The organism is Allobosea sp. GW821-FHT10B12 (genome assembly GCF_059415545.1).
In genome coordinates this window covers 193,443-216,843 of the sequence record NZ_JBWKNL010000004.1, presented here as the reverse complement: position 1 = coordinate 216,843, position 23,401 = coordinate 193,443, and the positions used below count along the sequence as shown (strand labels likewise).

The 23,401-nt window shown below is 67.6% G+C and carries 19 protein-coding genes; 8 read left to right on the top strand and 11 right to left on the bottom strand.

The features are described from left to right. Positions 1–62: 62 nt before the first annotated feature. Complete coding sequence (gene ppk2 / locus AC07O0_RS15645; RefSeq protein ID WP_494624614.1) at positions 63–977, top strand: polyphosphate kinase 2; 915 nt, start codon at positions 63–65, stop codon at positions 975–977. Between the two features lie 8 nt (positions 978–985). On the opposite strand, the gene AC07O0_RS15640 is transcribed toward ppk2, so the two are convergent. From AC07O0_RS15640 to AC07O0_RS15630, 3 genes are all read right to left on the bottom strand, one after another. Further along, positions 986–1,933, bottom strand: a complete 948-nt coding sequence (locus AC07O0_RS15640; RefSeq protein WP_494624613.1) for a lysylphosphatidylglycerol synthase domain-containing protein — start codon at positions 1,931–1,933, stop codon at positions 986–988. A 218-nt stretch (positions 1,934–2,151) separates the two neighbouring features. Then, positions 2,152–3,675 carry an ABC-F family ATP-binding cassette domain-containing protein gene (locus tag AC07O0_RS15635; RefSeq protein ID WP_494624612.1) on the bottom strand — a complete coding sequence of 508 codons (1,524 nt, stop codon included), beginning with the start codon at positions 3,673–3,675 and terminating at the stop codon, positions 2,152–2,154. 331 nt (positions 3,676–4,006) lie between these two features. Beyond that, positions 4,007–5,197 (bottom strand): MFS transporter, encoded by a 1,191-nt coding sequence (locus AC07O0_RS15630; protein WP_494624992.1) that lies wholly within the window; start codon positions 5,195–5,197, stop codon positions 4,007–4,009. 138 nt (positions 5,198–5,335) lie between these two features. Between AC07O0_RS15630 and AC07O0_RS15625 the strand changes: the two genes are divergently transcribed. Then, on the top strand, positions 5,336–6,244 hold the full coding sequence (locus AC07O0_RS15625; RefSeq protein WP_494624611.1) for a LysR family transcriptional regulator: 909 nt from the start codon (positions 5,336–5,338) through the stop codon (positions 6,242–6,244). On the opposite strand, the gene AC07O0_RS15620 is transcribed toward AC07O0_RS15625, so the two are convergent. From AC07O0_RS15620 to AC07O0_RS15595, 6 genes are all read right to left on the bottom strand, one after another. Beyond that, positions 6,245–6,808 (bottom strand): hypothetical protein, encoded by a 564-nt coding sequence (locus AC07O0_RS15620; protein WP_494624610.1) that lies wholly within the window; start codon positions 6,806–6,808, stop codon positions 6,245–6,247. 78 nt (positions 6,809–6,886) lie between these two features. Continuing rightward, positions 6,887–8,680, bottom strand: a complete 1,794-nt coding sequence (locus AC07O0_RS15615; protein WP_494624609.1) for an ABC transporter ATP-binding protein/permease — start codon at positions 8,678–8,680, stop codon at positions 6,887–6,889. A 143-nt stretch (positions 8,681–8,823) separates the two neighbouring features. After that, positions 8,824–9,300: an SRPBCC family protein gene (locus tag AC07O0_RS15610; RefSeq protein WP_494624608.1), complete on the bottom strand. Its 477-nt coding sequence runs from the start codon at positions 9,298–9,300 to the stop codon at positions 8,824–8,826. A gap of 41 nt (positions 9,301–9,341) precedes the next feature. Continuing rightward, positions 9,342–10,010 (bottom strand): glutathione S-transferase family protein, encoded by a 669-nt coding sequence (locus tag AC07O0_RS15605; RefSeq protein WP_494624607.1) that lies wholly within the window; start codon positions 10,008–10,010, stop codon positions 9,342–9,344. Between the two features lie 61 nt (positions 10,011–10,071). Then, positions 10,072–10,545 (bottom strand): SRPBCC family protein, encoded by a 474-nt coding sequence (locus tag AC07O0_RS15600; protein ID WP_494624606.1) that lies wholly within the window; start codon positions 10,543–10,545, stop codon positions 10,072–10,074. Next, complete coding sequence (locus AC07O0_RS15595) at positions 10,542–10,892, bottom strand: ArsR/SmtB family transcription factor (RefSeq protein WP_494624605.1); 351 nt, start codon at positions 10,890–10,892, stop codon at positions 10,542–10,544. Before AC07O0_RS15595 ends, AC07O0_RS15600 begins: the two co-directional genes overlap by 4 nt. Before the next feature lie 191 nt (positions 10,893–11,083). Between AC07O0_RS15595 and AC07O0_RS15590 the strand changes: the two genes are divergently transcribed. Beyond that, positions 11,084–12,127, top strand: coding sequence for a GMP reductase (locus AC07O0_RS15590; protein WP_494624604.1), 1,044 nt, complete (start codon positions 11,084–11,086; stop codon positions 12,125–12,127). Beyond that, a complete protein-coding gene (locus tag AC07O0_RS15585; RefSeq protein WP_494624603.1) occupies positions 12,124–13,353 on the top strand; it encodes a BaiN/RdsA family NAD(P)/FAD-dependent oxidoreductase in 1,230 nt (409 codons plus the stop codon). Before AC07O0_RS15590 ends, AC07O0_RS15585 begins: the two co-directional genes overlap by 4 nt. A 95-nt stretch (positions 13,354–13,448) precedes the next feature. Here the strand turns inward: AC07O0_RS15585 and mutS are convergent, their stop codons facing one another. Then, positions 13,449–16,175, bottom strand: a complete 2,727-nt coding sequence (gene mutS / locus AC07O0_RS15580; protein WP_494624602.1) for a DNA mismatch repair protein MutS — start codon at positions 16,173–16,175, stop codon at positions 13,449–13,451. A 103-nt stretch (positions 16,176–16,278) separates the two neighbouring features. Between mutS and AC07O0_RS15575 the strand changes: the two genes are divergently transcribed. Next, positions 16,279–18,111, top strand: coding sequence for a methyl-accepting chemotaxis protein (locus AC07O0_RS15575; RefSeq protein ID WP_494624601.1), 1,833 nt, complete (start codon positions 16,279–16,281; stop codon positions 18,109–18,111). A gap of 153 nt (positions 18,112–18,264) precedes the next feature. After that, the gene (locus tag AC07O0_RS15570) at positions 18,265–20,553 is read left to right on the top strand and encodes an NADP-dependent malic enzyme (protein WP_494624600.1); all 2,289 of its coding nucleotides are present in this window, start codon (positions 18,265–18,267) and stop codon (positions 20,551–20,553) included. A 131-nt stretch (positions 20,554–20,684) separates the two neighbouring features. Here AC07O0_RS15570 and AC07O0_RS15565 read toward each other — a convergent pair whose 3' ends face one another. Then, a complete protein-coding gene (locus tag AC07O0_RS15565; RefSeq protein ID WP_494624599.1) occupies positions 20,685–21,893 on the bottom strand; it encodes a penicillin-binding protein activator in 1,209 nt (402 codons plus the stop codon). 172 nt (positions 21,894–22,065) lie between these two features. Between AC07O0_RS15565 and rsmI the strand changes: the two genes are divergently transcribed. Next, positions 22,066–22,986, top strand: a complete 921-nt coding sequence (gene rsmI, locus AC07O0_RS15560; protein ID WP_494624598.1) for a 16S rRNA (cytidine(1402)-2'-O)-methyltransferase — start codon at positions 22,066–22,068, stop codon at positions 22,984–22,986. Continuing rightward, positions 22,983–23,363 (top strand): YraN family protein, encoded by a 381-nt coding sequence (locus AC07O0_RS15555; RefSeq protein ID WP_494624597.1) that lies wholly within the window; start codon positions 22,983–22,985, stop codon positions 23,361–23,363. Before rsmI ends, AC07O0_RS15555 begins: the two co-directional genes overlap by 4 nt. The last annotated feature ends 38 nt before the right edge of the window (positions 23,364–23,401 follow it).

Genomic DNA, 23,401 nt, shown 5'->3' with positions numbered 1-23,401 from the left:
CGATGCCGCAACGCAATTCCCTTCCTGCATCGCAGGCTTTAGCCTCGGGCTCGATGAAGGAGATGAATGCGATGGCGAAGAAGGCTTCTGATGGCATCAAGGCGGGCAAAAACGGCAAGGCGAGCCATAGCAAGCTCGCCTTCGACATCGAGGCCGAGGCGCTTCCCAAGGAGATTGATGACAAGGCCTTTGCCAGCGGCGGCTTCCCCTATCACCGCAAATACAAGCGCAAGCTCTACGAGAAGGAGCTCGAGCCGCTGCAGATCGAATTGCTGAAGCTGCTCGCCTGGGCACGCGACAAGGGCGAGCGCATCGTCATCGTCTTCGAGGGACGGGACGGGGCCGGCAAGGGCGGCGCGATCGCCCGCTTCACCCAGCATCTCAATCCGCGCCAGGCCCGGATCGTCGCCCTGTCGAAGCCCTCCGACACCGAAAAGGGGCAATGGTATTTCCAGCGCTATGCGGCGCAGATGCCGACGGCCGGCGAAATCGTGTTCTTCGATCGCTCCTGGTACAATCGCGCCGGCGTCGAGCGCGTCATGGGCTTCTCCACGTCCCATCAGGCCAAGGAGTTCCTGCGCGAGGCGCCGGTCTTCGAGAGCATGCTGACCCATGACGGGGTCAGGATGGTCAAGCTGTTCCTGACCATCGGCCAGGAGATGCAGATGAGCCGGCTGCATGCGCGCTGGCACGATCCGCTCAAGCGCTGGAAGCTGTCGCCGATCGACTTCGAGGCACTCCCGCGTTTCGACGACTATTCGGACGCCTTCGAGGAGATGCTGGCGCAGAGCTCGACCGAGCATGCGCCCTGGACCATCATCCGCGCCAACGACAAGTTCCGCGCAAGGCTGAACGCGATCCGCCATGTGCTCCACGCCGTGCCCTACAAGGGCAAGGACGAGGAGGCGATCGGTGAGACCGACCGCAAGATCGTGCTGACGGCGAAGGAATATCTCGCCAATGGCGGCGAGAGCTGACGGCTGGTCTAGCGTTCGTGCCGCCGGATGCGCCGGATCATCTCGTTCAGCGCCAGCAGCACCAGCGCCAGGATGAAGGGCAGGATGTAGTAGATGATCCTAAAGAGCAGGAGCGCGCCCAGCACCTGCTCGAAGGGCAGGCGGCTGAGCGCGATCAGCATGGTCGCCTCGAAGACGCCGAGCCCGCCCGGCGCATGGCTGGCGATGCCGATCAAGCAGGCGAAGATGTAAGCCGCCAGGAAGCTCTCATAGGGCAGGTTGTGCCCGCCCGGCAGCAGCACATAGAGCACGGCGGCGGCGGCGCAGACCTCGGCGGCGCCGAGCAGCATCTGAGTCAGCGTGACGCCAAGGCCGGGCAGCGGCAGGTTCCAGCCGCTGACCCGCAAGGTGCGCTCGCCGGTCGCGACCCAGAAGAGATAGCCGGCCGTGCCGAGCGCCACGGCCGCGCCGACGGCCTGCACCACCAGCGGCGAGGTGCGCGCCAGCTGCGCGACCGACTCCGTTGCGTAGAACAGGCTGGCGCAGAGGATCATGCCGAGGCCGAGCCAGAAGGTCAGGCCGGCGATCACCGTGAGGCTCGCCACTTCCGAGGCGCGCACGCCCTTGGCCGAGTAGATCCAGTAGCGCACGGTGCCGCCGGTCACGATCGGGAAGCCGAGGGTGAAGGCGACGGAATAGCTGGTGAAGGAGGCGAGCGCCGTCGTGCGATAAGGGATCGACAGGCCCAGCCGTCGCAGCGCCACCGCGTCATAGCCGGTGAGCAGGAGATAGCTCAGCGCGGTGAAGCCGAGTGCCAGCAGGAGCTGGCGCTGGCTGGCATTGGCGAAGGCGCGGGCGAGCTCGCCCGGCTCGATCTCGCGGACGATGTAATAGAGCACCACCAGCGAGGCGACGAAGATCACCGAAGAGGCGAGCGGGCCGAGCCACCACCAGCGGCTGCGCCTGCGCAGCGGCATTCCTGGCTCGTGCGGGCCAAACGACATCAGCACTCTTGTCGGGTTGCGCCCGCGCACGGCTGCGGCGGGCAAGGCGGGTTGCTGGCGGCTGGCCTAGCGGCCGGACCCGACAGATAGCGCCTCCACCGCGATGCACAAGACGGGACAGCGCGGCGAATGCGCGCCATGAGGCCGGCGCAAGACGCGCCGGCCGCTTCATGACCGTCAAGACAGGGCGATCAGTCTTCCGCCTCCATCGCCTCACGAAAGAAGGCCTCGGGGTCGTCGACCTCGACCAGCCGCCGCCGGTCGATCCGCCAAAAGCGATTGCCGACGGCCCGGACGAAGCTGCGATCATGCGAGACGAGGAGGCAGCTGGTCTCGCCAGCGGTGAGCTCGGCCTCCAGCGCCTCCTGCCCCTCGATGTCGAGGTGGTTGGTCGGCTCGTCCAGCAGGTAGAAATTCGGCCGGGCGAGGCGCAGCACCAGCATGGCGAGCCGTGCCCGCTGCCCGCCCGAAAGCGCGCCGATCGGACCGGTCTGGCGATCGATCGCGATGCCGGCGCCGGCGAGCAGGCCGCGGGCCGGCTGGTCGCCGACATCGAAGCACCGGCTGATCAGCCCATGCGGCGTGTCGCGATCGGGCAGTTCGGCCAGGCTCTGGCTGGCGTAGCCCAATACCAGCGATGGCGTCGCCCGGATGCCTGCCTGCTCCTGGCCGAGAATGGCGGCGTGGAGCATCGCGATGAAGCGCGATTTGCCGGCGCCGTTCAGGCCGAGCAGCACGATACGATCGCCCGGGCTGATCCAGCGCTTGCCCGTTCGGAACAGCAACCGCCCATCCGGCGTCTCGACCGCGACGTCGTCGAGCTCGACCAGCGCCCGCACATGCGTCGCGCTGCTGGCGAGCCTGATCGCGCCGGCGGAGCGTTCGCGATGGGCCGGACGCGCCGAAGCTTCGAGCTCGTCGGCCCGGCGCTTGAGCTGCTTGGTCTTGCTCAGCAGGAGATCGCTGCCCGAATTGATCCCGATATTGTTCAGCTTGGCCGCCTGCCGCCGCATCTGCTGGACGGTTTTCAGGTCGCGCTCGTGCTGGCGCGCTGTCGCCGCGTCGGTCTCGTCCAGCGCGATGCGGGCCGGCGAATAGGGCAGCGCGAACAGTTGCGAACGCTCCTGGCGCAGGAACAGCGTCCGGTTGGTGGCCGCATCGAGGAAGGCGCGGTCATGGCTCGACAAGATCACCGCCATGTCGCGCGGCAGGGCGGCGAGCCAGCTTTCCAGCAGGCCGATGCGGGCGAGATCGAGATGGTTCGTAGGCTCGTCGAGCAGCAGCAGATCCGGCTCAGCGATGCCGGCGCGGGCGAGCAGGACAAGCCTTTGCCAGCCGCCGCTCAATTGCCCCAGCAGGCGCCGGCGCAGCTCCGTCGGCACGGACAGCGTGTCGAGGGCGACCTCGACACGCCAATGCTCGCTCTCGCGCTGGTCGGCCGGCAACTGGTCGAGCAGCAATTGATCGACGGGCTGCTCCAGCAATTGCGCCGGGGCATCCTGCTCGACATGGCCGATGCGCAAGCCGCGCGAGCGGGTGATCTCGCCGGCGGACGGCTCAAGAGAGCCGACGAGGCAGCGCAGCAACGTCGACTTGCCGCGGCCATTGGCGGCGACGAGGCCGAGGCGATCGCCGGCAACGAGAGAGAGGGAAAGGTCAGAAAAGAGCGGAGCGCCCAGCGTGACGCCGAGATTGCGCAGGGTGATCAAAGTCATGGTCGGTCTCGAAACTGCCCGAGCCGCGCGCCGTCATTCGGCCGAGGTCCTTGCCCCGAGCATCACGAATGCGGAACGCCTGGCTCGATGAGGGGATGGACGCAGCTGACCGAGCTCCGGGCTCGAAGACGCTACGCCCTCACGAAGGGCAGACCTGGACGAGAACCTAAGGGATCGCCTGGGCGGTCAGCCCTGCAAGCCGGCTTGCAGGGCCTGAACGGGGCCGCGCTGACGATGGTGACGAAAGAACGTGATCACGCAGCCCTCCTTGGTTCGTGGGGATCGACGGCCGAGAGCTAGCGCCAATCGCCACAATGCACAAGCCGGCGCGCTAGCTACGCCGGCCGACGAGCAGCGCCAGCAGCCCGAAGACAGCCGCAACGCCACAGCTACCGAGCCAGCCGCCCCAGGCCCAGCTCAGCCCGGCCAGAGCCGAGCCGAGGGCCCCGCCGAGGAAGAAAATGCCGACGAACAGCCCGTTCAGCCGGGCGCGCGCCTCCGGCTGCAGCAGGTTGACCGCGCGGCGGCCGAGCGTCTGGTCGCCGGTGACGCCGATATCGAGCAGGAAGACGCCGAGGCCGAGCCCGGCAAGGGCGACCGGCATTGCGATATGCTCGCTCGTCCCGGCCCAGCCGAGCAGCGCCAGCGCTCCGAGCAGCAGCAGATGGCTCGTCAGGGTTGCAGGCCGGGTCCAGCCACGGTCGCCAAAGCGCCCGAACAGTGGCGTCGCCAATGCTCCGCCGGCTCCGACCAGGGCGAACAGGGCGATGCCGCGCTGGCCGAGCAGGAAGGGCGGCTGGACGAGGCGCAGGGCCACGACCGTCCAGATCAGGCTGAAGCTCGCCATGACCAGCGCCGCCGAGAACGCCCGCCGGCGCAGCACCGGCTCCTGCCGCAAGAGATGCCAGAGCGAGGCGATGAGAGAGGGATAGCTCACCCGTGCTTCCGGCCGGCGGCGGGGCAGGTTGCCGGCAAGGACGAAGGCCAGCAGCGCCATGGCCCCGGCGCTGACGACATAGAAGCCACGCCAGCCCCAGGCATCGGTGATGAGGCTGGCAAGCGGCCGCGCCAGCAGGATGCCGGCCATCAGACCGCTCATCACATCGCCGATCACAGCGCCGCGCCGGGCGGGAGCCGCCATCGCCGCCGCAATCGGCACCAGAATCTGGATGGCGGAACAGGCGGAGCCGAGGGCGACCATCAGGATAAGCAGCGCCGGTAGACCTGGCGAGACAGCGGCCAGCGCGGCGGCGAGGATCGCGCAAACCAGCATGCGCAAAACCAGCGCGCGGTTCTCGACGAGATCGGCGAGCGGCACCAGGAGGATGAGGCCCGCCGCATAGCCCAGCAGTGGCGCCATCGCGACGAGGCCGCTAGCCGCTTCCGACAGGCCGAAGCTCGCGCCGATCGCCCCGACCAATGTCTGCGGCGCGAACAGGTTGGCGACGATCACGCCGACTGCGACGGCGAACAGCAAGATGAGCGCTGCTGATAGCCCGTGCTCCTCGGGCGCCTTCGGCAGGGATTGGCAGAGAGCCTGATCTTGGGCGGACACGGTGACAGCTCCGACATATGGACTCGCATATCGCCGGAAAACTTTATTCTCCTTGAGCATTATGCTACAAATCGATTGTCACTATAATGATTATGCGGGACTGCTATGAACCTGCGCGACCTGGAAGCCTATCTCGCTGTCGTCGAGACCGGCTCGATCATCGGCGCCTCGGCGAGGCTCAACCTGACGCAGCCCGGCGTCACCCGGCGCATCCAGAACCTGGAAGATAGCCTCGGCGCGGCCCTGCTCGACCGGCAATCGAAGCCGCTGCGGCCGACCAATGCCGGGCGCGAGGCCTATGAGCAGGGCCTGCGCGTGCTGCGCTCGGTCGCCGATCTGAAGGCGGGCGTCGCGCCCGAAGGCCAGCTTCGCGGCGAATTCCGGCTCGGGATCATGCCCTATCTATCAGAGGCCGCGCTGGCGGTGCCGCTCGACCGGTTGCGTGCCGCCTTTCCGGAGCTGACGCTGCGCATCACCATGGGCTGGTCGCCGCAGCTGCTCGAACAGACCCTGCGCAACGAGCTCGACGCGACCGCGCTCTGCCTCGCCGACGGGCTTGCCCCGCCGGATGGCCTCTCCTGCGACGATCTCGGCCCGCAGGAGGTGCTGCTCGTCGCGGCGCCGGCGCTGAAGGTCCCGCGGCCGGCCGATCTTGCCATGCTGTCGAGCTACCCTTGGGTGATGAACGCCAATGGCTGCGGCTTCCGCGCCTCCATCCGCCAGCAATTCGAGGCCGCGCATCTCAACTTCCAGGTCGGCGTAGAGGCACTCAGCGCCGATCTGCGCCTGTCGTTGGTCGCGCGCGGCCACGGCATCGGCGTCGTCACGCCCGCCGCGCTCCAGGACAGCCCATGGCGCGACGCAGTCGAGATCATCGACGCACCCGATTTCCGGCCGCGCGTAAGGTCATGGCTGCTGCACCGGCCGCCGGCCGGGCGGCTGGCGCGGCCAATCGCCCTGTTCCGGCAGGCACTGCTCGAGGGCTTACGCCCCGGGCTCGGCCTGCTCGCCTGATCAGCGGCTCTTGCGGAAGACCCGCAGCGTCTTGAACTCGCCGACCTCCTCGACAGGGCGCGACTTGGCCCAATCCGCGATGATCGGCTTCGCCGCCTCATAGGCGAAGGAGCCGGTATAGAACAGGATGTAGCCGCCGGCATCGGTCTGGTCGGTGAAGAGCTGCATCACTTCGAGGTCGGTCAGCGCGCCATAGGCATCGTTCTTCTCGCTGCGGAACTCGCAGGAGTGGAACAGCGTGACGATGTCGAAGCGCGGCAAAAACCGGGCATTGCTGGTGTAGATGTCGCCGAAATAGGCCGAATAGGTCTTGGTGATCGTCGGATTCTCGATCGCGAGCTTGACGAAGGCCTCGTATTCCTTGGGCGAGGCGGTGATCCCGAGCACCGTGCTGTTCAGCTCCGGCTCGGCGCAGCGGATGCCGACATAGTGATGGCCGCCAGTGCCGAAATGATAGATGCGCTTCTCGGTCAGGCCCTGCTCTTCCAGCCATTCGACGAAATGCACGTCGCAGGGGCATTGCTCGACGCGCAGGCCCCAATAGACGTCCCAGATGTTCAACATGCCGTTGGCTCCGTGTCGGAAAGGGCCGGGAAGGTTGCCCGGCATTGGATGGAAAACGTCCTGAACTGCGCCTGAACGTCAGCCTGCACCGGTTTCGGCGAGCGCAGCGGCACGCGCGATGTCGGACGAGGCGATGCGGGCGACGCCACCGGCCCGGCGCATGGTGATGTGATGGTCGGCGGCCTCAGCGAAGCCAGGGCTCTGGCCGATCAGCAGCATCACCGCCTGCGGCCGCGCCGCCCGCAGCCGCGACAGCAGGTCGAGCGCCGCTTCGGTTTCGAGACCGCTGGTGGCCTCGTCGAGCACGAGGATGTCGGGCGCCGCCAGTTCGGTCCGGGCCAGAGCGAGGCGCTGGCGATCGCCGGTGGTCAGCGCCTTGTCCCAGTCGCGCGCCAGATCCAGCTGCGGCACAAGGCCGGAGAGGCCATAATGCCGCAACGCCCCGGACGCCTCTTCGTCGCTATGGCCGCCGATCGGGTCTAGCGCGGCGCGCAGGCTGCCCTCCGAGAGATGCAGATGCTGCGGCAGCACGGCGATGCGCGCCTCGTCCGGCAGCGCCACCGCGCCACGGCCCCAGGGCCACAAGCCCGCGACAGCCTGGATCAGGGCGGCCTTGCCATGGCCGAGTTCGCCGGCGACATGCAGCGTCGCGCCGGCGGGCAGAACCGTCGAAAAATCGGCGAGCAAGGTGCGACCGTCACGATCGGTCAGGGTGAGCTCGTCAAGCCGCAGGCCGCCATCCTCGCTGGCCAGGACGGCGATGTCGCTCTCGGCCGCACCGTCCTCGATCGCATGAAGCGCCACGGCGAGCTCGTTGACGCGCCGGGCCGAGGCCAGCCATTCGGCGATGCGCATGAAGTTGTCGAGCACCCAGTTGAAGGCGTTCTGCACGGCGACGAAGGCGGCGGCGACCTGGACGACGTCGCCGAGCGACATCTCGCCCGAGAGATATTTCGGCGCCGCCAGCAAAAGCGGCACCACCGGCACCAGGGCGCCGCTGCCATTGGTGATCCAGGTCAGACGGCCACGCTGGCGGATCATGGCGAGCCAGCGCGTCACCAGCGTGTCATAGGTCGCGGCGACGGCGCGGCGCTCGCCGGTCTCGGCCCGTGAGAGCGCGATCGTCTCGCCATGGTCGCGGATGCGCATCAGCGAAAAGCGCAGGCGCGCCTCGCCCTCGTTGCGGGCGGCGATCAGGCGCGGCAGCGGCCGGCCGACCCAGGTGATCAGGCTGGAGACGAGAACGGCATAGACGATCGCGGCCAGCACCATATAGGCGGGAATTTCGAAGGCGACGCCACGGATCTCGACGCTGAGCGAGCCGCCGATCGACCAGAGGATGCCGATGAAGGTGATCGCGGTGATGACGGCCGAGAGCAGGCCGATGGCGAAATCGACCACCGGCTCGGTCGCCCAGCGGACATCGTCGGCGATGCGGTATTCCGGATTGGCGGGCTCGTAGCCGGAGAGGCCGAGCCTGTAGAAGCGGCGCTCGCCGATCCAGCCATCGGCGAGCTTGCCGGTGACATAGGCGCGCCAATGGACCTGGAAGGTCTCGCGCGAAACCAGGATGACGACGCCGAGGCCGGCAGCGATCAGCACCAGCACGGGGAAGACCGCCATGGCGATCAGCGCGCTCTCGCCGTCCTTCTTCTCGAGCGCGTCGAAGAACCAGCCGTTCCAGCGGTTGACGGTGACGTTGGCGAAGACGGAGAGGATGATCGCGCTCGCCAGCGCAACCGACCAGAACCAGGCCCGGCCGGCCGTGCCGCCGCGCCAGAAGCCGCCCGTGAGACGAGCGAAGCTCTTGGTGACCTGCCAATCGGATGGCGGGCCGGCAGGCACGGTGTTCGGATCGACGGCCTTCAGCACAGTCGAGAGATCCCCCCGGATCGCGACATCGGAAGCGGCACCCGCCGGGTTTTCCCGGTTCGGATGCCGCCAGAATGCCGGTTAGCCGGCCGGGGATGAACTGCGGCTGAATGAATTGGTGTCCATTCAGCCGGAACGGGGCATCACGCTGCCGTGTTGGCGGGCTCACCGAGCATCTTCGCCAGCGCTTCCAGCAATTCGCGCGAGCCCTCCTCGCGATGGATCGGGCCGTCCTTGCCGTCGAGATAGGCGCCCTGCTCGGTGAAGACGAGCCTGGTACCGCTGCCCTCGGGGACGAACTCCATCGTCAGCAGCGAGCCCGAAAGCGGCGCGCCGTCGATCGCCATGGCGTAGGCGAGGATGATGCGCTCGTTCGGCTGGATCACCTGGTAGACGGTGTCGTTGGTGATCGGCGGGCCGCCCTGGAAGCGGAAGCGGCTGCGCTCATGGCCGCCGACACGGAAATCGGCATCGAACTGCTCGACCTCCCAGCCCTCGCCCTCGACGAACCAGCGCCGCTTCTGGGCGGGATCGGAAAACGCGGCGAAGACGCGGGCGGGCGAGGCGGCATAGCTGCGCTCGATGGTGAAGCTGGCATGGACGACGGGATTGGCGGTCATGGTTTTTCCTTTCGATGATGATGAGAGGGGACGAACCCGGGCTAGCGGGAGAGCTCGGCATCGCCGGGATTGCGCGGGAAGAACTGGAAAAAGGGCTCCGCCTCGGCCAGCACCCGGGCGAAGGAGGGCCTTGTCCGCAAGCGCTCGAAATAGGCGGCGAGGTTCGGAAAGCCGCCCTGGAAGGAGACGCAGCGCTCGGCATAGAACAGTGCCGGCCCAGCCGAGCAATCGGCCATGCTGAAGCTCTCGCCGGCGGCCCAGGTCCGGCCGTCGAGCTCGGCTTCGAGCACACCATAGGCGCGCTTCAGCATCTCTCTGGCTTCATCGACGCCGAGAGGATCCTTGCCGTCAGCCGGCCGGATGCGATCGAGCACGATCTTCTGCATCGGATGCGTCACATAGCTGTCGAAGAGCCGGTCGAGCCGGCGGACTTCGAGCGCCTCGACCGGATCGGCCGGAATCATCCGCTGCGAACCGGGATGATGCTGGGCGAGATACTCGATGATCACGCTGCTTTCGGGCACCAGCTTGGCGCCGTCTTCCAGCAGCGGGAATTTGCCGATCGGCCAGAGCTTGGAGAAATCGGCGCGCTCGCCCGGATCGCCGAAATTCACCAGCCTGGGCGTGAACGGCGTGTCGTTCTCGTAAAGCGCGATCAGCGCTTTCTGGCAGAAGCAGGAGAGCGGGTGGAAATGAAGCGTCAAAGACATGACTGGTCCTTCCTGCGGCCGGGTCGGCGCGGGTTGAAGTGATCGAAACCGATGAGATGGATCAGGCGGGAGCGGCTTCCCGCGCCAACTCCTCGGCGAGCCGGTCGAAGCCGATGCCGGTGCCCTGCTCGCGCGCCTTGGGATCATCATGGCCGTCGAGGAAGACGGCCTGTTCGGTGAAGACGAGGCGGGTGCCGGCGCTCTCGCCGCGGAACTCCAGCGTCACCAGCGAAATCGAGAGACGCAATTCGTCCCGGAACATCTCGTAGGAATAGACGATGCGCTCGCGCGGCACGATCTCGAGATAGATCGCCCGCATCGCATAGATGCTGCCCGGCCCGGGCGCACCGCGCATCGTCTCGAAGCCGCCTTCGCGGAAATCGAGGCTGTGCTCGCCCTGGCCGTCCTCGTCATGGCAGGCCGACCAGCGCCTTTTCGCGACGGGATCGGCAAAGGCGGCGAAGACGCGGGCCGGGCTCGCCTCGTAGCGGCGCTCGATGGTGAAATCGGCGTGGACGGCGCTCCGTTCGGTCATGCTCCGTCCTCCTTCAAATTTTGGTCCTGCTCGGCGAGGAAAGCGCCGAGCCGGTCGAAGCGCCTCTCCCAGAGGGCGCGGCGCTCGCTGATCCAGCGCTCCGCCGCGCGCAGCGCCTGCGTGTCGAGCTGGCAGGTGCGGACCCGCCCGATCTTCTGCGTACGCACCAGCCCAGCTCCTTCCAGAACCGACAGATGCTGCACCACCGCCGACAGCGTCATCTCGAGCGGCGCCGCGAGCTCGCTGACGCTCGCCGGCCCCTCGCAGAGCCGCTGCACCATCTGCCGCCGGTTCGGATCCGCCAGCGCCTGGAACATGAGATCGAGTTGATCAGATTGGTGAAGCATACGCTTAAGTATCGCGAGGCGAGCACCCTGTCCAGAGAAAACTTTAGAGACTGCTAAAGTTTCTTTCGCCGGGAACTCCCACCGCATCCCGCGCATTGCTCCCAAGGGTTCGAGCGGCTATGAATCCCGGCACGCTCCCTCACGCCGCGTGCGCTTTTCAACCGTCTGCGCCAGCTGCCGGAGCTTTTGTCATGCGCATCGAGAACGATCCGAAACTCGACTTCCGCGACGTGCTGATCCGCCCGAAGCGCTCGACGCTCGGCAGCCGCGCCGAAGTCGACGTCAACCGGAGCTTCCGCTTCGCACATACCGGCCGCGAATGGACCGGCTTTCCGCTGATCGCCGCGAACATGGACGTGGTCGGCACCATGGCGATGGCGCGCGCCCTCTTGAAGCACGGCGCCATGGTCGCCTTGCATAAGCATTACGATGCCGACGAGCTGATTGCCTTCTTCAAGGAGCCCGGCTCGGCCAACGCTTTCTATTCGCTGGGCACGACCGATTCCGACCATGACAAGCTGAAAGCGGTGCATGCCAAGGCGCCGATCGACAAGATCTGCCTCGACGTCGCCAATGGCTACACCGAGAAATTCGTCGACACGGTCAAGGCGACGCGCGAGGCCTTCCCGAATGCGGCGATCATGGCCGGCAACGTCGTCACCGGCGACATGACGGAGGCGCTGATCCTGGCCGGCGCCGATATCGTCAAGGTCGGCATCGGCCCGGGCTCGGTCTGCACCACACGCAAGATGACCGGCGTCGGCTATCCGCAGCTCTCGGCGATCATCGAATGCGCCGACGCGGCCCATGGCCTGAAGGGCCTGGTCTGCGGCGATGGCGGACTGACCGTGCCGGGCGATGTCGCCAAGGCCTATGGCGGCGGCTCCGACTTCGTGATGATGGGCGGCATGCTCGCCGGCCATGACGAATGCGAGGGCGAGATCCGCTACGAAACCCAGGACGGCGAGAAAGTGCCGGTCACGATGGTCTTCTACGGCATGTCCTCGGACACGGCGATGAAGCGGTATTCCGGCGGCGTCGCCAAATACCGGGCTTCCGAGGGCAAGACCGTCGAGGTGCCCTATCGCGGCCCGGTCGAGGGCACGATGCAGGAGATCATGGGCGGGGTGCGCTCGGCGATGACCTATATCGGCGCAGTCCGGCTCAAGGAGATGCCGAAGCGCACCACCTTCATCATGGTCGGCAGCCAGCTCAACACCGTGTTCGGCAATTGAACGAACCCGACGTCGCCATCATCGGCGCCGGCCCGGCCGGGCTGATCGCGGCCGAACGGTTGGCGAAAGCTGGCCACAAGGTCGCGATCTACGAGCGCATGGCCTCGCCGGCGCGCAAGTTCCTGCTCGCCGGCCGTGGCGGACTCAACCTGACGCATTCCGAACCGCTCGACGCCCTTCTCGCCCGTTATAGCGACGCGCGCGCCTGGCTGGAGCCGGCGATCCGTGCCTTCCCCCCGCAGGCCCTGCGCGACTGGGCCGATGAGCTGGGAGCGGAGAGCTTCATCGGGTCGAGCGGGCGCGTCTTCCCCAAGGCGATGAAGGCCTCGCCGCTGCTGCGTGCCTGGCTGGCACGGCTCGACGGGCTCGGCGTCCAGTTGCATGCAGGGCGGCTCTGGACGGGATGGGACGAGAACGACGCGCTGCGTTTCACGGTTCGTGATGGCAGCGAGGAGATCGTGAAGCCGCGCGCGACCCTGCTGGCGCTCGGCGGGGCGAGCTGGCCGCGGCTCGGCGCTGATGGCTCCTGGGTCGACCTGCTGGAACGGAAGGGAATCGCTATCACGCCCTTACGTCCGGCCAATGCAGGCTTCACTGCTGCGTGGTCGGCGCTGATGCAGGATAAATTTGCCGGCTTACCATTGAAGCGGATCGCACTGAGCTTCGCCGGACAGCGCGTTCTCGGCGAGGCGATGATCGATGCTGCTGGCATCGAGGGTGGTGCGGTCTACGCCTTGTCAGGTCCGCTGCGCGAGGCGATCGCCCGTGACGGCGAAGCGATTCTCACGATCGATCTGCGGCCGGACCTGAGCGAGCCGGAACTGGCGAACCGGCTGACCAAGCGCCGCCCCGGCGAGACGCTGAGCAATCACTTACGCAAGGCGGCCGGGCTTTCGCCGGTCGCGACGGCTGTGCTGCGTGAGGCTGCGAGCGGACCGCTGCCAACCGAGCCTGACGCGCTCGCACAGCTGATCAAAACCGCGCCGCTGCGACTGACCGGAATGGCCTCCCTCGCCCGCGCCATCTCGACCGCAGGCGGCGTCCTAGCTGGCGAGGTCGACGAGGACTTCATGCTGAAGCGCCTACCCGGCATATTCATCGCCGGCGAGATGCTCGACTGGGAGGCACCGACCGGCGGCTATCTGCTGCAGGCCTGCTTCGCCACCGGCGTCGCGTCGGCGGAAGGGATCGGGCGCTTTCTCACTCCGCGTCATGCTCGGGCTTGACCCGAGCATCTCAGGCCGGACGAGGCTCTGACCGGAGCCTTCTTGTCAGGAGATTCTCGGATCTCCGCTTCGCTACGTCCGAGAATGACAGCTGATCAGTTCAGCCGCTTGAGCCTGTAGAGCGCCTCCAGCGCCTCGCGCGGCGTCATCTCGTCGGGATCGAGCCCGGCAAGCGTCTCGCGCAATTCATCGGGACCGGCGGCAGGTTCCACCACCGGCGCGGGCTTGCGCATCTGCACCGCGAACAGCGGAAGATCGTCAACCAGGGCCGCGACCGGCTTCTCGCGCTCGCTCTTCTCCAATTCGGAGAGGATGGCACGGGCTCTTTCGACCACCGCTGGCGGCAGGCCGGCGAGCTTGGCGACCTGGATGCCGTAGGAGCGGTCGGCAGCGCCTGGCACGACCTCGTGCAGAAAGACGACTTCGCCATCCCATTCGGTAACGCGGACGGTGGCGTTGGCAACGCGGTCGAGCCGCTCGGCCAGCGCGGTGAGCTCGTGATAATGCGTCGCGAATAGTGCCCGGCAGCGATTGGCCTCATGCAGATGCTCGATCGCGGCCCAGGCGATCGAGAGACCGTCGAAGGTCGCGGTGCCCCGGCCGATCTCGTCGAGGATGACCAGCGCCTGCGGCCCGGCCTGGTTGAGGATCGCCGCGGTCTCGACCATCTCGACCATGAAGGTCGAGCGGCCGCGGGCGAGATCGTCGGCGGCGCCGACGCGCGAGAACAGCCGGTCGACCACGCCGATATGGGCGCTCGAGGCCGGCACGAAGGAGCCCATCTGCGCCAGCACCGCGATCAGCGCGTTCTGGCGCAGGAAGGTCGACTTACCCGCCATGTTTGGGCCGGTGATCAGGCAGATGCGGCCATCGCGGCCTTTGCCTGCAGCGGACAGCTCGCTGTCATTGGCGACGAAGGGCTGGCCCTGGCGCTTCAGCGCCGCCTCGACCACGGGATGGCGACCGGCCTTGATGGTAAAGGCGGCGCCGTCGTCGACCTGCGGGCGGGTCCAGCCGCCATCGATCGCAAGTTCCGCCAGGGCGGCCGCAACGTCGATCACGGCAAGCGCCTGCGCCGCCGCCTTGATCGGCTCGGCCTGCGCGAGAACGGCCTCGGTCAGGGCGGCGAAGATTGAGAGCTCCAGTTTCAGCGCCCGGTCGGCGGCGGAGGCGATCTTAGCCTCGAGCTCGCCAAGCTCGACCGAGGAGAAGCGCATCGCGTCCGACATGGTCTGGCGATGCACGAAAATGGCGCGCCAGGGCTCCCTCAGGAAAGTCTCGCCGACCGCCTGTGGCACCTCGACGAAATAGCCCAGCATGGAATTGTGCTTGATGCGCAGCGTCCGGCAATCGGTCTCGGCAGCGTAGCGCGCCTGCAATTGCGCGATCACCTTGCGCGAGTCGACCTGGAGCAGGCGCAATTCATCGAGCGCCGGATCGAAGCCCTCGCGCACGAAACGGCCGTCGCGCTTGAGCAGCGGCAATTCGTCGGCGAGCGTAGCGGAGAGGCGCGTGGCGAGGTCGGGATCGGTGCGGCCGAGCGCCAGCGCCGCCTCACGCAATTCGTCGGGCAGATCGCCCTGGCGCAGCAGTGCCGCAGCGACGCCGCGGGCGGCCTCCAGCCCGGCGCCGAGCGCGGCGAGGTCGCGCGGGCCGCCGCGGTCGAGCGAGAGCCGGGCCAGCGCCCGGGCGATATCGGGCACGCGCGACAAATCGCGTCGCAGCGCTTCGCGCAGCGACGGCACCTCGACCAGCAGAGCGACGGCGTCGTGCCGCCTGCCGATCGCCTCGGGATCGGTGAGCGGTCCCGCCAGACGCTCGGCGAGCAGGCGGCTGCCGCCGGGGGTTTCGGTCCGGTCGATGGTGGCGAGCAGGCTGCCGGTGCGCTCGCCGGCGAGGGTCCGGGTCAGTTCGAGATTGGCGCGCGTGGCCGCGTCGATCAGCATGGTCGCGCTCATGCCCTCGCGGACGGGCGGCGACAGAGGCGGGCGCGCGCCGAGCTGGGTGCGCTCGACATAGGCGAGGGCAGCGGCTGCGGCGGCGATCTCGGCGCGGCTGAAGGCGCCGAAGGCGTCGAGCGTGGCGACGCCGAAGAACTCCTTCAGCCGTCGCTCGCCGGAGGCGGGATCGAGCCCCTCGCGCGCCAGCGGCGTCACGGGCGCGGCAACGTCCCGCCAGAATTCCTTGAGCTCGGGATCATCATGGATGGCGTCCGGGCAGACGATCTCGCGCGGTTCCAGGCGGGCGAGCTCGACGGCAAGACCGCGCTGGTCGGTTTCGAGCACGGCGAAGCGGCCAGTCGAGATGTCGAGCGCAGCGATGCCATAGGCGTAGACTTCGTCGGAGAGCCGGCGCCGCGCCACGGCGACGAGCAGGCTCGCCCGGCCGGGATCGAGCAGGCGCTCCTCGGTGATGGTGCCGGGGGTGACGAGGCGGACGACGTCGCGCTTCACTACCGACTTGGCGCCGCGCTTCTTGGCCTCGGCCGGATCCTCGGTCTGCTCGCAGACGGCGACGCGATGGCCGGCGGCGATCAGCTTCTGCAGATAGTCGTCGGCGCGCTCGACCGGGACGCCGCACATGGCGATGTCCTCGCCGAGATGCTTGCCGCGCTTGGTCAGCACGATGCCGAGGGTGCGCGAGGCGATCTCGGCGTCCTGGAAGAACAATTCGTAGAAATCGCCCATCCGGTAGAACAGCAGGCAGTCCGGATTATTGGCCTTGATCTCGACGTACTGCGCCATCATCGGCGTGACGCGGCCGGCCTCGGCCGAACCGGCAGGCTTCGCTTCCGCAACGTCTAATGGCGTGGTGTGGCGCATGGGGCGCGCACGCTAGCAAATCGCGCCGACAAGGCCATCCGTTAGGACTGCTTTCAACAAATTTAAGCAGGCTCGATAGGCCGCTCCCGGCCAAAGGCCCGCCATGTCGCTGTTCATCAACCTGATCGAGAGCCTGTCTTTCCTGTTGCTGGCGGCCCTGATCCTGACGGCGGCCGCCAGCTGGATCGACCAGCGCCCGCTGCTGCGCCAACTCACGGTCGGCCTCCTGTTCGCGGCCGGCGCCCTGTGCAGCATGGCGAACCCCTTCGTCATCCAGCCGGGGCTCGTCGTCGATTCGCGCAATACCTTCGCCATTCTGGCCGGGCCGATCGGCGGACCTCTTGCCGCGCTCCTAACGGCCGCCCCCCTGATCGTAGCGCGCTACAATCTGGGCGGCGTCGGCATGCCGACCGGGATCGCCGGGATCGTCCTGCACGCTGTCGCCGGCGTGGTCTATGCCGCCTGGCTCAGCCGACAGAAGCGCTCGCTGGGCTTACGCGACCTTGCCTGGCTCAGCCTGATCAGCGCCGCCTGCCTCATCGCTTCGAACATCTTCATGCCGAACTGGGCCGCAGCCGCGCGCTTTCTCACCGAGGCTGTGCCGATCATGATCGTGGTCAGCACGATCGGCACCATCCTGGTCGGGCTCGTCCTCAGCAATGACCGTGAGCGGCGCGAGACCGCTTATCGCCTGCGCACGCTGATCAGGCGCGCGCCCGGCACGCTCTATCAGCGCGTGGTCTCCCCGGACGGTACGCTGCGTTACCAGTTCGCCTCCTTCGCCATCGGTCACCTGCTCGGCATCAGCAAGGAAGAGGTCGAGCGCGACCCGGAAGCCTGGCTCGGCAAGATGCTGCCGGAGGACCGCCAGCGCTTCGAGAGCACTCGCAAGGCCCAGCAGGAATCGGGCGATACCTGGCGCTTCGAGGCGCGCTATCGCGGCGCCGAAGGCGGCATCGTCTGGCTACGCAGCGAGGCGACCATGCGTCGGCTCGGGGATGGCACACTGATCTGGGACGGCATCCTGCTCGACATCACGAGTGAAAAAACACTGGAGGGCCGGCGCGACGAGAGCGAGGCGCTGCGCAAGGCGGCCCTGGGAGAACTCGCAGCCGATCTCGAGATCACAGTCGGAAAGGCATTGCATCAGGTCGGCGAATCGGCCCGCGGCATGCTCGAGGCCGCGCGCGGCATGGCCGACAACGCCGACCGCACCACGATGCGCGCCAGCGAGGCGACGCAGCAAGCCGAACTCGCCTCGCAACGCGTCGGCAGTGTCGCCCAGGCCGCCGAGGAGATCGACGCCTCGATCCGGGAACTGAACCGACAGACCCGCCTGGCTGCCGATACCGCCCTGGAGGCGGCGAGCCATGTCCGTTCGACGCGACGCGATGTCAACGGCCTGGCCGGTGCAGCCGACAAGGTCGGCCAGGTGCTTGGTTTCATCGAAGAGATCGCGGCCCGCACCAACCTGCTCGCGCTCAACGCGACCATCGAAGCCGCGCGCGCCGGACCCGCCGGGCGTGGCTTCGCCGTCGTCGCCGGCGAGGTCAAAAACCTCGCCGAACAGACCCAGCAGGCGACGCGCGACATCGCAGCGACCCTGCAGGATATCCGCGTCGCCGCGGACGCGGCTGCAGACGCGGTCGGCCAGATCGAAGGCACGATGAACACGATCGAGACGACCTCGGGCGCGATCGCCCAGGTCGTCAGCGGCCAGGGCGCGATCGCGTCGGGCATTGCGATCGACGCGCAGGCGGTCGCCTCTTCGGCAGCGACCGTCACCGGCAATGTCGCAGCCGTCGGCAGCGAGGCGCGCGCGACCGGCGACACGGCCGCGCATGTGGTGAAAGCGGCTGCACGCGTCACGGAACAGGCCGCCGAGCTCGATCGCTATGTCGGCGATTTCGTTGCGCGGGTACGCGGCCGCCTCTGACGGAACCGGCCAGAGCACCAGCTGGCTCGGTATGGCCGACACGTCCACGACCCGAGACGGGCGCCGGCCCCGCAATCGCGCCTTGTCGAGGAAAGTGGCGCTGCCCTATGGTCGTTTCCCCTTGAGGAAACGCCTGTGAAAAAGAGCAGACGCATGAACGACCGCTCCCCGCCGATCAAGCGCACCCGTCCGACCTTCACCGACCAGGAGGCGCTGCTCTTCCACTCGCAGGGGCGGCCCGGCAAGCTCGAGATCATTCCAACCGTGCCGATGGCGACGCAGCGCGACCTGTCGCTGGCCTATTCGCCGGGCGTCGCAGTACCGGTCCTCGCCATCGCCGAGGACCACAGCCGCGCCTATGACTATACCGCCCGCGCCAATCTCGTCGCGGTGATCTCGAACGGCACTGCCATTCTCGGGCTTGGCAATCTCGGGGCGCTCGCCTCCAAGCCGGTGATGGAAGGCAAGTCGATCCTGTTCAAGCGCTTCGCCGATGTCGATTCGATCGATCTCGAGGTCGACACCGAGGATTCCGACGCCTTCATCAACGCGGTACGCTATCTCGGCCCGTCCTTCGGCGGTATCAACCTCGAGGACATCAAGGCGCCGGAATGCTTCATCATCGAGCAGCGCCTGCGCGAATTGATGGATATCCCGGTCTTCCATGACGACCAGCACGGCACCGCGATCATCGCCGCCGCCGGCCTAGTCAACGCGCTCGACCTGACCGGTCGCGACGTCAAGTCGACCAAGCTCGTCATCAACGGCGCCGGCGCCGCCGCCATCGCCTGCATCGAGCTGCTGAAGGCGATGGGCTTCAAGCCCGACAACGTCATCCTCTGCGACACCAAGGGCGTGATCTACCAGGGCCGCACCGAGGGCATGAACCAGTGGAAATCGGCGCATGCGGCGGTCACCGACCGGCGCACGTTGGCGCAGGCGATGGAAGGGGCGGACGCCTTCTTCGGCCTGTCGCAGAAGGGCGCGGTGACGCCGGAGATGGTCGCCTCGATGGCAGAGAACCCGATCATCTTCGCCATGGCCAACCCCGATCCGGAGATCACGCCGGAGGAGGTCGCGGCGATTCGCGACGACGCCATCATGGCGACCGGGCGTTCGGATTATCCGAACCAGGTCAACAATGTGCTCGGCTTCCCCTTCATCTTCCGCGGTGCGCTCGACGTGCGCGCCACCACGATCAACATGGAGATGAAGATCGCCGCGGCCGAGGCGCTGGCCATGCTGGCGCGCGAGGACGTGCCGGACGAGGTCGCGGCCGCCTATCAGGGAGCGCGCCCGCGCTATGGCAAGGACTACATCATCCCGGTGCCGTTCGATCCGCGATTGATCCATGTCGTGCCGATGGCGGTCGCCAAAGCGGCAATGGATACAGGCGTCGCCGGCAAGCCGATCGTCGACACCAACGCCTACAAGGCGCAGCTCTCGGCAAGGCGCGACCCGGTCACTGGCACGCTCAACCGCATCTTCGAGCGCGTGCGGCGCTATCCCAAGCGCGTCGTCTTCGCCGAGGGCGAGGAGGAGCAGGTCATCCGCGCCGCCGCCTCCTTCGTCAACCAGGAGCTCGGCAAGGCGATCCTGGTCGGCCGCGAGGAGCGCATCAACGAGACCGCCGAGCACCTCGGCGTCGATCTCGCCGCCAAGGGCATCGAGATCCAGAACGCCAGGCTCTCGCATCGCAACGCGGCCTATGCGCAGTATCTCTACGAGCGGCTGCAGCGGCACGGCTATCTCTTCCGCGACTGCCAGCGCCTGATCAATCAGGACCGCAACCATTTCGCCGCCGCCATGGTCGCGCTCGGCGATGCCGACGCGATGGTCACGGGCGTCACCCGCAACTATTCGATCGCGCTGGAGGAGGTCCGCCGCGTCATCGACGACCGGCCGGGCCATCGGCTGATCGGCGTCTCGATCGCGATCACCCGTGGGCGCACCGTGCTCGTCGCCGACACCGCGATCACCGAGATGCCGACGGCCCAGGAGCTTTCGGAGATCGCAATGGAAGCGGCCGGCGTCGCGCGTCGCCTTGGCTATGAACCGAAGGTCGCGATGCTCGCCTTCTCGACCTTCGGCCATCCGGCCGGCGAGCGCTCGGAGAAGGTGCGCGATGCCGTGACCATCCTCGACGGCCAGCGTGTCGACTTCGAATACGATGGCGAGATGGCGGCCGATGTCGCGCTCAACCGCGACCTGATGGCGCAATACCCGTTCTGCCGCCTGACCGGGACTGCGAACGTCCTGGTGATGCCGGCGTTCCACTCGGCCTCGATCTCGACCAAGATGCTGCAGGAGCTCGGCGGTGCCACCGTGATCGGACCGCTGCTGGTCGGCCTCGACAAGCCGGTGCAGATCGTCCCGCTCGGCGCCAAGGATTCCGACATCGTCAACATGGCGGCGCTGGCGGCGTTCAATATCGGCGGGTGATCCTACCGTCATGCTCAGGCTCGACCCGAGCATCTCAGGACAAAAAAGGCACCCTCGAAGGGCACCTCATCCTGCAGGAGATTCTCGGGTCGGCGCTCTGCGCCACCCGAGAATGACGCCATCTAGGGCCCTCAGTTGGTCCGCGGGCCGAGATCGCGCGGGGCACCGTTGACGGTGACGATCTGACCGTTGCGCAGTTCGAGCACGGCAAGGCCCCGCTCGTTCAGCCCGTCCGGACGGAAGCGGAAGACACCGTCGGCGCCTGCGAAGCCGGACGGATTGGTCAGCACGCTCTCCGAAAAACGCTGGCTGCCCTGGGTGCGGGCAAGCGCCGCCGCCAGCGAAACCGCATCATAGGACAAGGTCGCAGTGCGGGTCGGGGCGCTGTTGAAGCGCTTCTGGTAGCGACCGGAGAAGGCGTTGAAGCCGGCGGTGTCGGGCGAGGCGAACCAGCCGCCCTGGATCGCCGGGACGCGCGCGACATTGGCGTCGTTCCAGACGCCGGTGCCCAGCGGCTTGACCTTGGCGGGATCGTAGCCGGCCTGCTGCAGGACGAGGCCGAGCGTCGGCATCGCCGCGGCGTCGGCCGGCACGAACAGCGCATCCGCCTGCTGCAGCGCCGGCACCAGCCGGGTGGCGGCGGCCCGCATGCTGTTCTGGTCGCCGCCGAAGCGCTCGATCACCACGACACGGGCGCCCTGATTGGCGACGGCCTGCTGGAAGGCGCCCTCGACGACCTTGCCATAGGCGGTCTCGGGCACGAGCGCGGCGAAGGATTTGCGCCCTTGCGCAGAGGCGTAGGCGATGACGCGGTTGACGTCGTTCTCTGGCGGAAAGGAGAGCAGATAAATGCCTCGAGAGGCGACGTTGCTGTCGCTGGAGAAGGCCATGACCGGCTTGCCGGCACCGCGGGCGACCTGTCCGACGGCCTGCACCGAGGGCGCAAAGAGCGGGCCTATGATCAATTCGGCGCCTTCGCGCAGCGCCTCCTGCGCCGCGGCCTGGGCGCCGTCAGGCGTGCCGCGATCATCCTTGACCAGCAGCGTGAGGTCAGCGCCGGGGAACTCGGCGAGCGCCATCTCGGCAGCGTTCTTGAGCGAATTGCCGACGGTCGCACCCGAGCCCTCGGCGGTCAGCGGCAGGATCAGACCGACCTTGACCGAGCCAGTGCCGATGGTCGGGCCGCTGGGTTGGGCACCGCCGCCCTGTGACGCTGTCTGGCTGTCGAAGCCGGGCAGGCCGCCGGTGCCGCCGCTGCAGGCAGCGAGCGCGGCGCCAACGCCGGATAGCAGGATCAGTCGGCGGCTCGGCGGGACAAGGAGCTTCAAGTGACGCGACACGGTTTTCGTCTCCAGTCCCCGGCAAGGCGCAAGGCAAGCTCACACCAGCTGAATGTCTTGTCCCGAACCGTGAACAAGTCCTGCCAGTCAGCGAAGCTATTTTCAAGTTGTTAACTCTAGGTTGCTGGGCCGGCGGTGGCATCTTGCCGACTGCTGTGGCAGTTTCGCCGCCATGTCCGGCATGTCTTCCGCCCCGCCCGCCCCTGGTCGCGCCCCGAGCTATGCGGCCTTCGGGCTCCGGGCCGAGGCCGAACCGCTCGCGCCGGGCCTCCACATCGTCGCGACCCCGATCGGCAACCTCAAGGACATCTCCTTCCGGGCGCTGTCGACGCTCGCTGCCGCCGACGTCGTGCTGGCCGAGGACACCAGGACCTCGAAGACGCTGCTGGCGCATTACGGCATCGCGACACCGCTGCTGCCCTATCACGAGCACAACGCCGCGCAGATGCGCCCGAAGATCCTGGACAAGCTGCGCCAGGGCGGCAAGCTGGCGCTGATCTCGGATGCCGGCACGCCATTGGTCTCCGACCCCGGCTACAAGCTCGTCGCCGAGGTTGTCGCGGAAGGTCTGCCGGTCACCGGCATTCCCGGACCTTCGGCCGTGCTGGCGGCGCTGGTGCTGGCGGGACTTCCGACCGACCGCTTCTTCTTCGAGGGCTTCCTGCCGCCGAAAAGCGCGGCGCGAAAGGCCCGCCTCACCGAGCTTTCCGCCATTCCCGGCACACTTGTCTTCTTCGAATCGCCGCGCCGGCTCGCCGAGATGCTGGCGGACGCCGCCGCCGTGCTGGGCGCACGCTCCGGCGCGGTCGCCCGTGAACTGACCAAATATTACGAGAATGTCCGCCGCGGCGCCCTGCCGGAACTCGCCGCCCACTATGCTGAGGCCGAGGAGGCCCGCGGCGAGATCGTCGTGGTGATCGGCCCGCCCGATGCCTCGGCGGCGGCAGCGCAGGGCGACACGCTCGACGAAGCGCTGCGCATCGCGCTCGCAAAAGTCTCGTTAAAGGAGGCGGTGGCGCAGGTCGCGGCCGCCAGCGGCCAGCCGCGCCGCGTCGTCTATGCCCGCGCCCTCGAATTGACGCGGGCACCATGAGCGAGGCGCTGCGCAGCCGCCGCGCCCGTCATTCCGGCCTGTCCGGCCGCCGCGGCGAATGGCTCGCCGTCGCCTTCCTCACCCTCAAGGGCTATCGCCTGCTGCAGCGCCGCTTCGGCGGCAAGGGCGGCGAAATCGACCTGATCATGGCGCGCGGCGACGACATCGTCTTCGTCGAGGTCAAGGCACGCGCTTCGCTCGACGATGCGGCGACCGCGATCACCACCGACAAGCGCCGGCTGATGGAAGCCCGCATACGGCAGTGGCTGGCGCGCAATCCCTGGGCGATGCAACGCAATCTGCGAGCGGATGCCGTCTTCCTCGCGCCCTGGCGGCTGCCCCGCCATGTCCCTTGCGTGTTCGAGCTGGTGCTCTGACGCAAGGCCAGCCCTCTTGCGCTGCCGCTGTGGCGCAG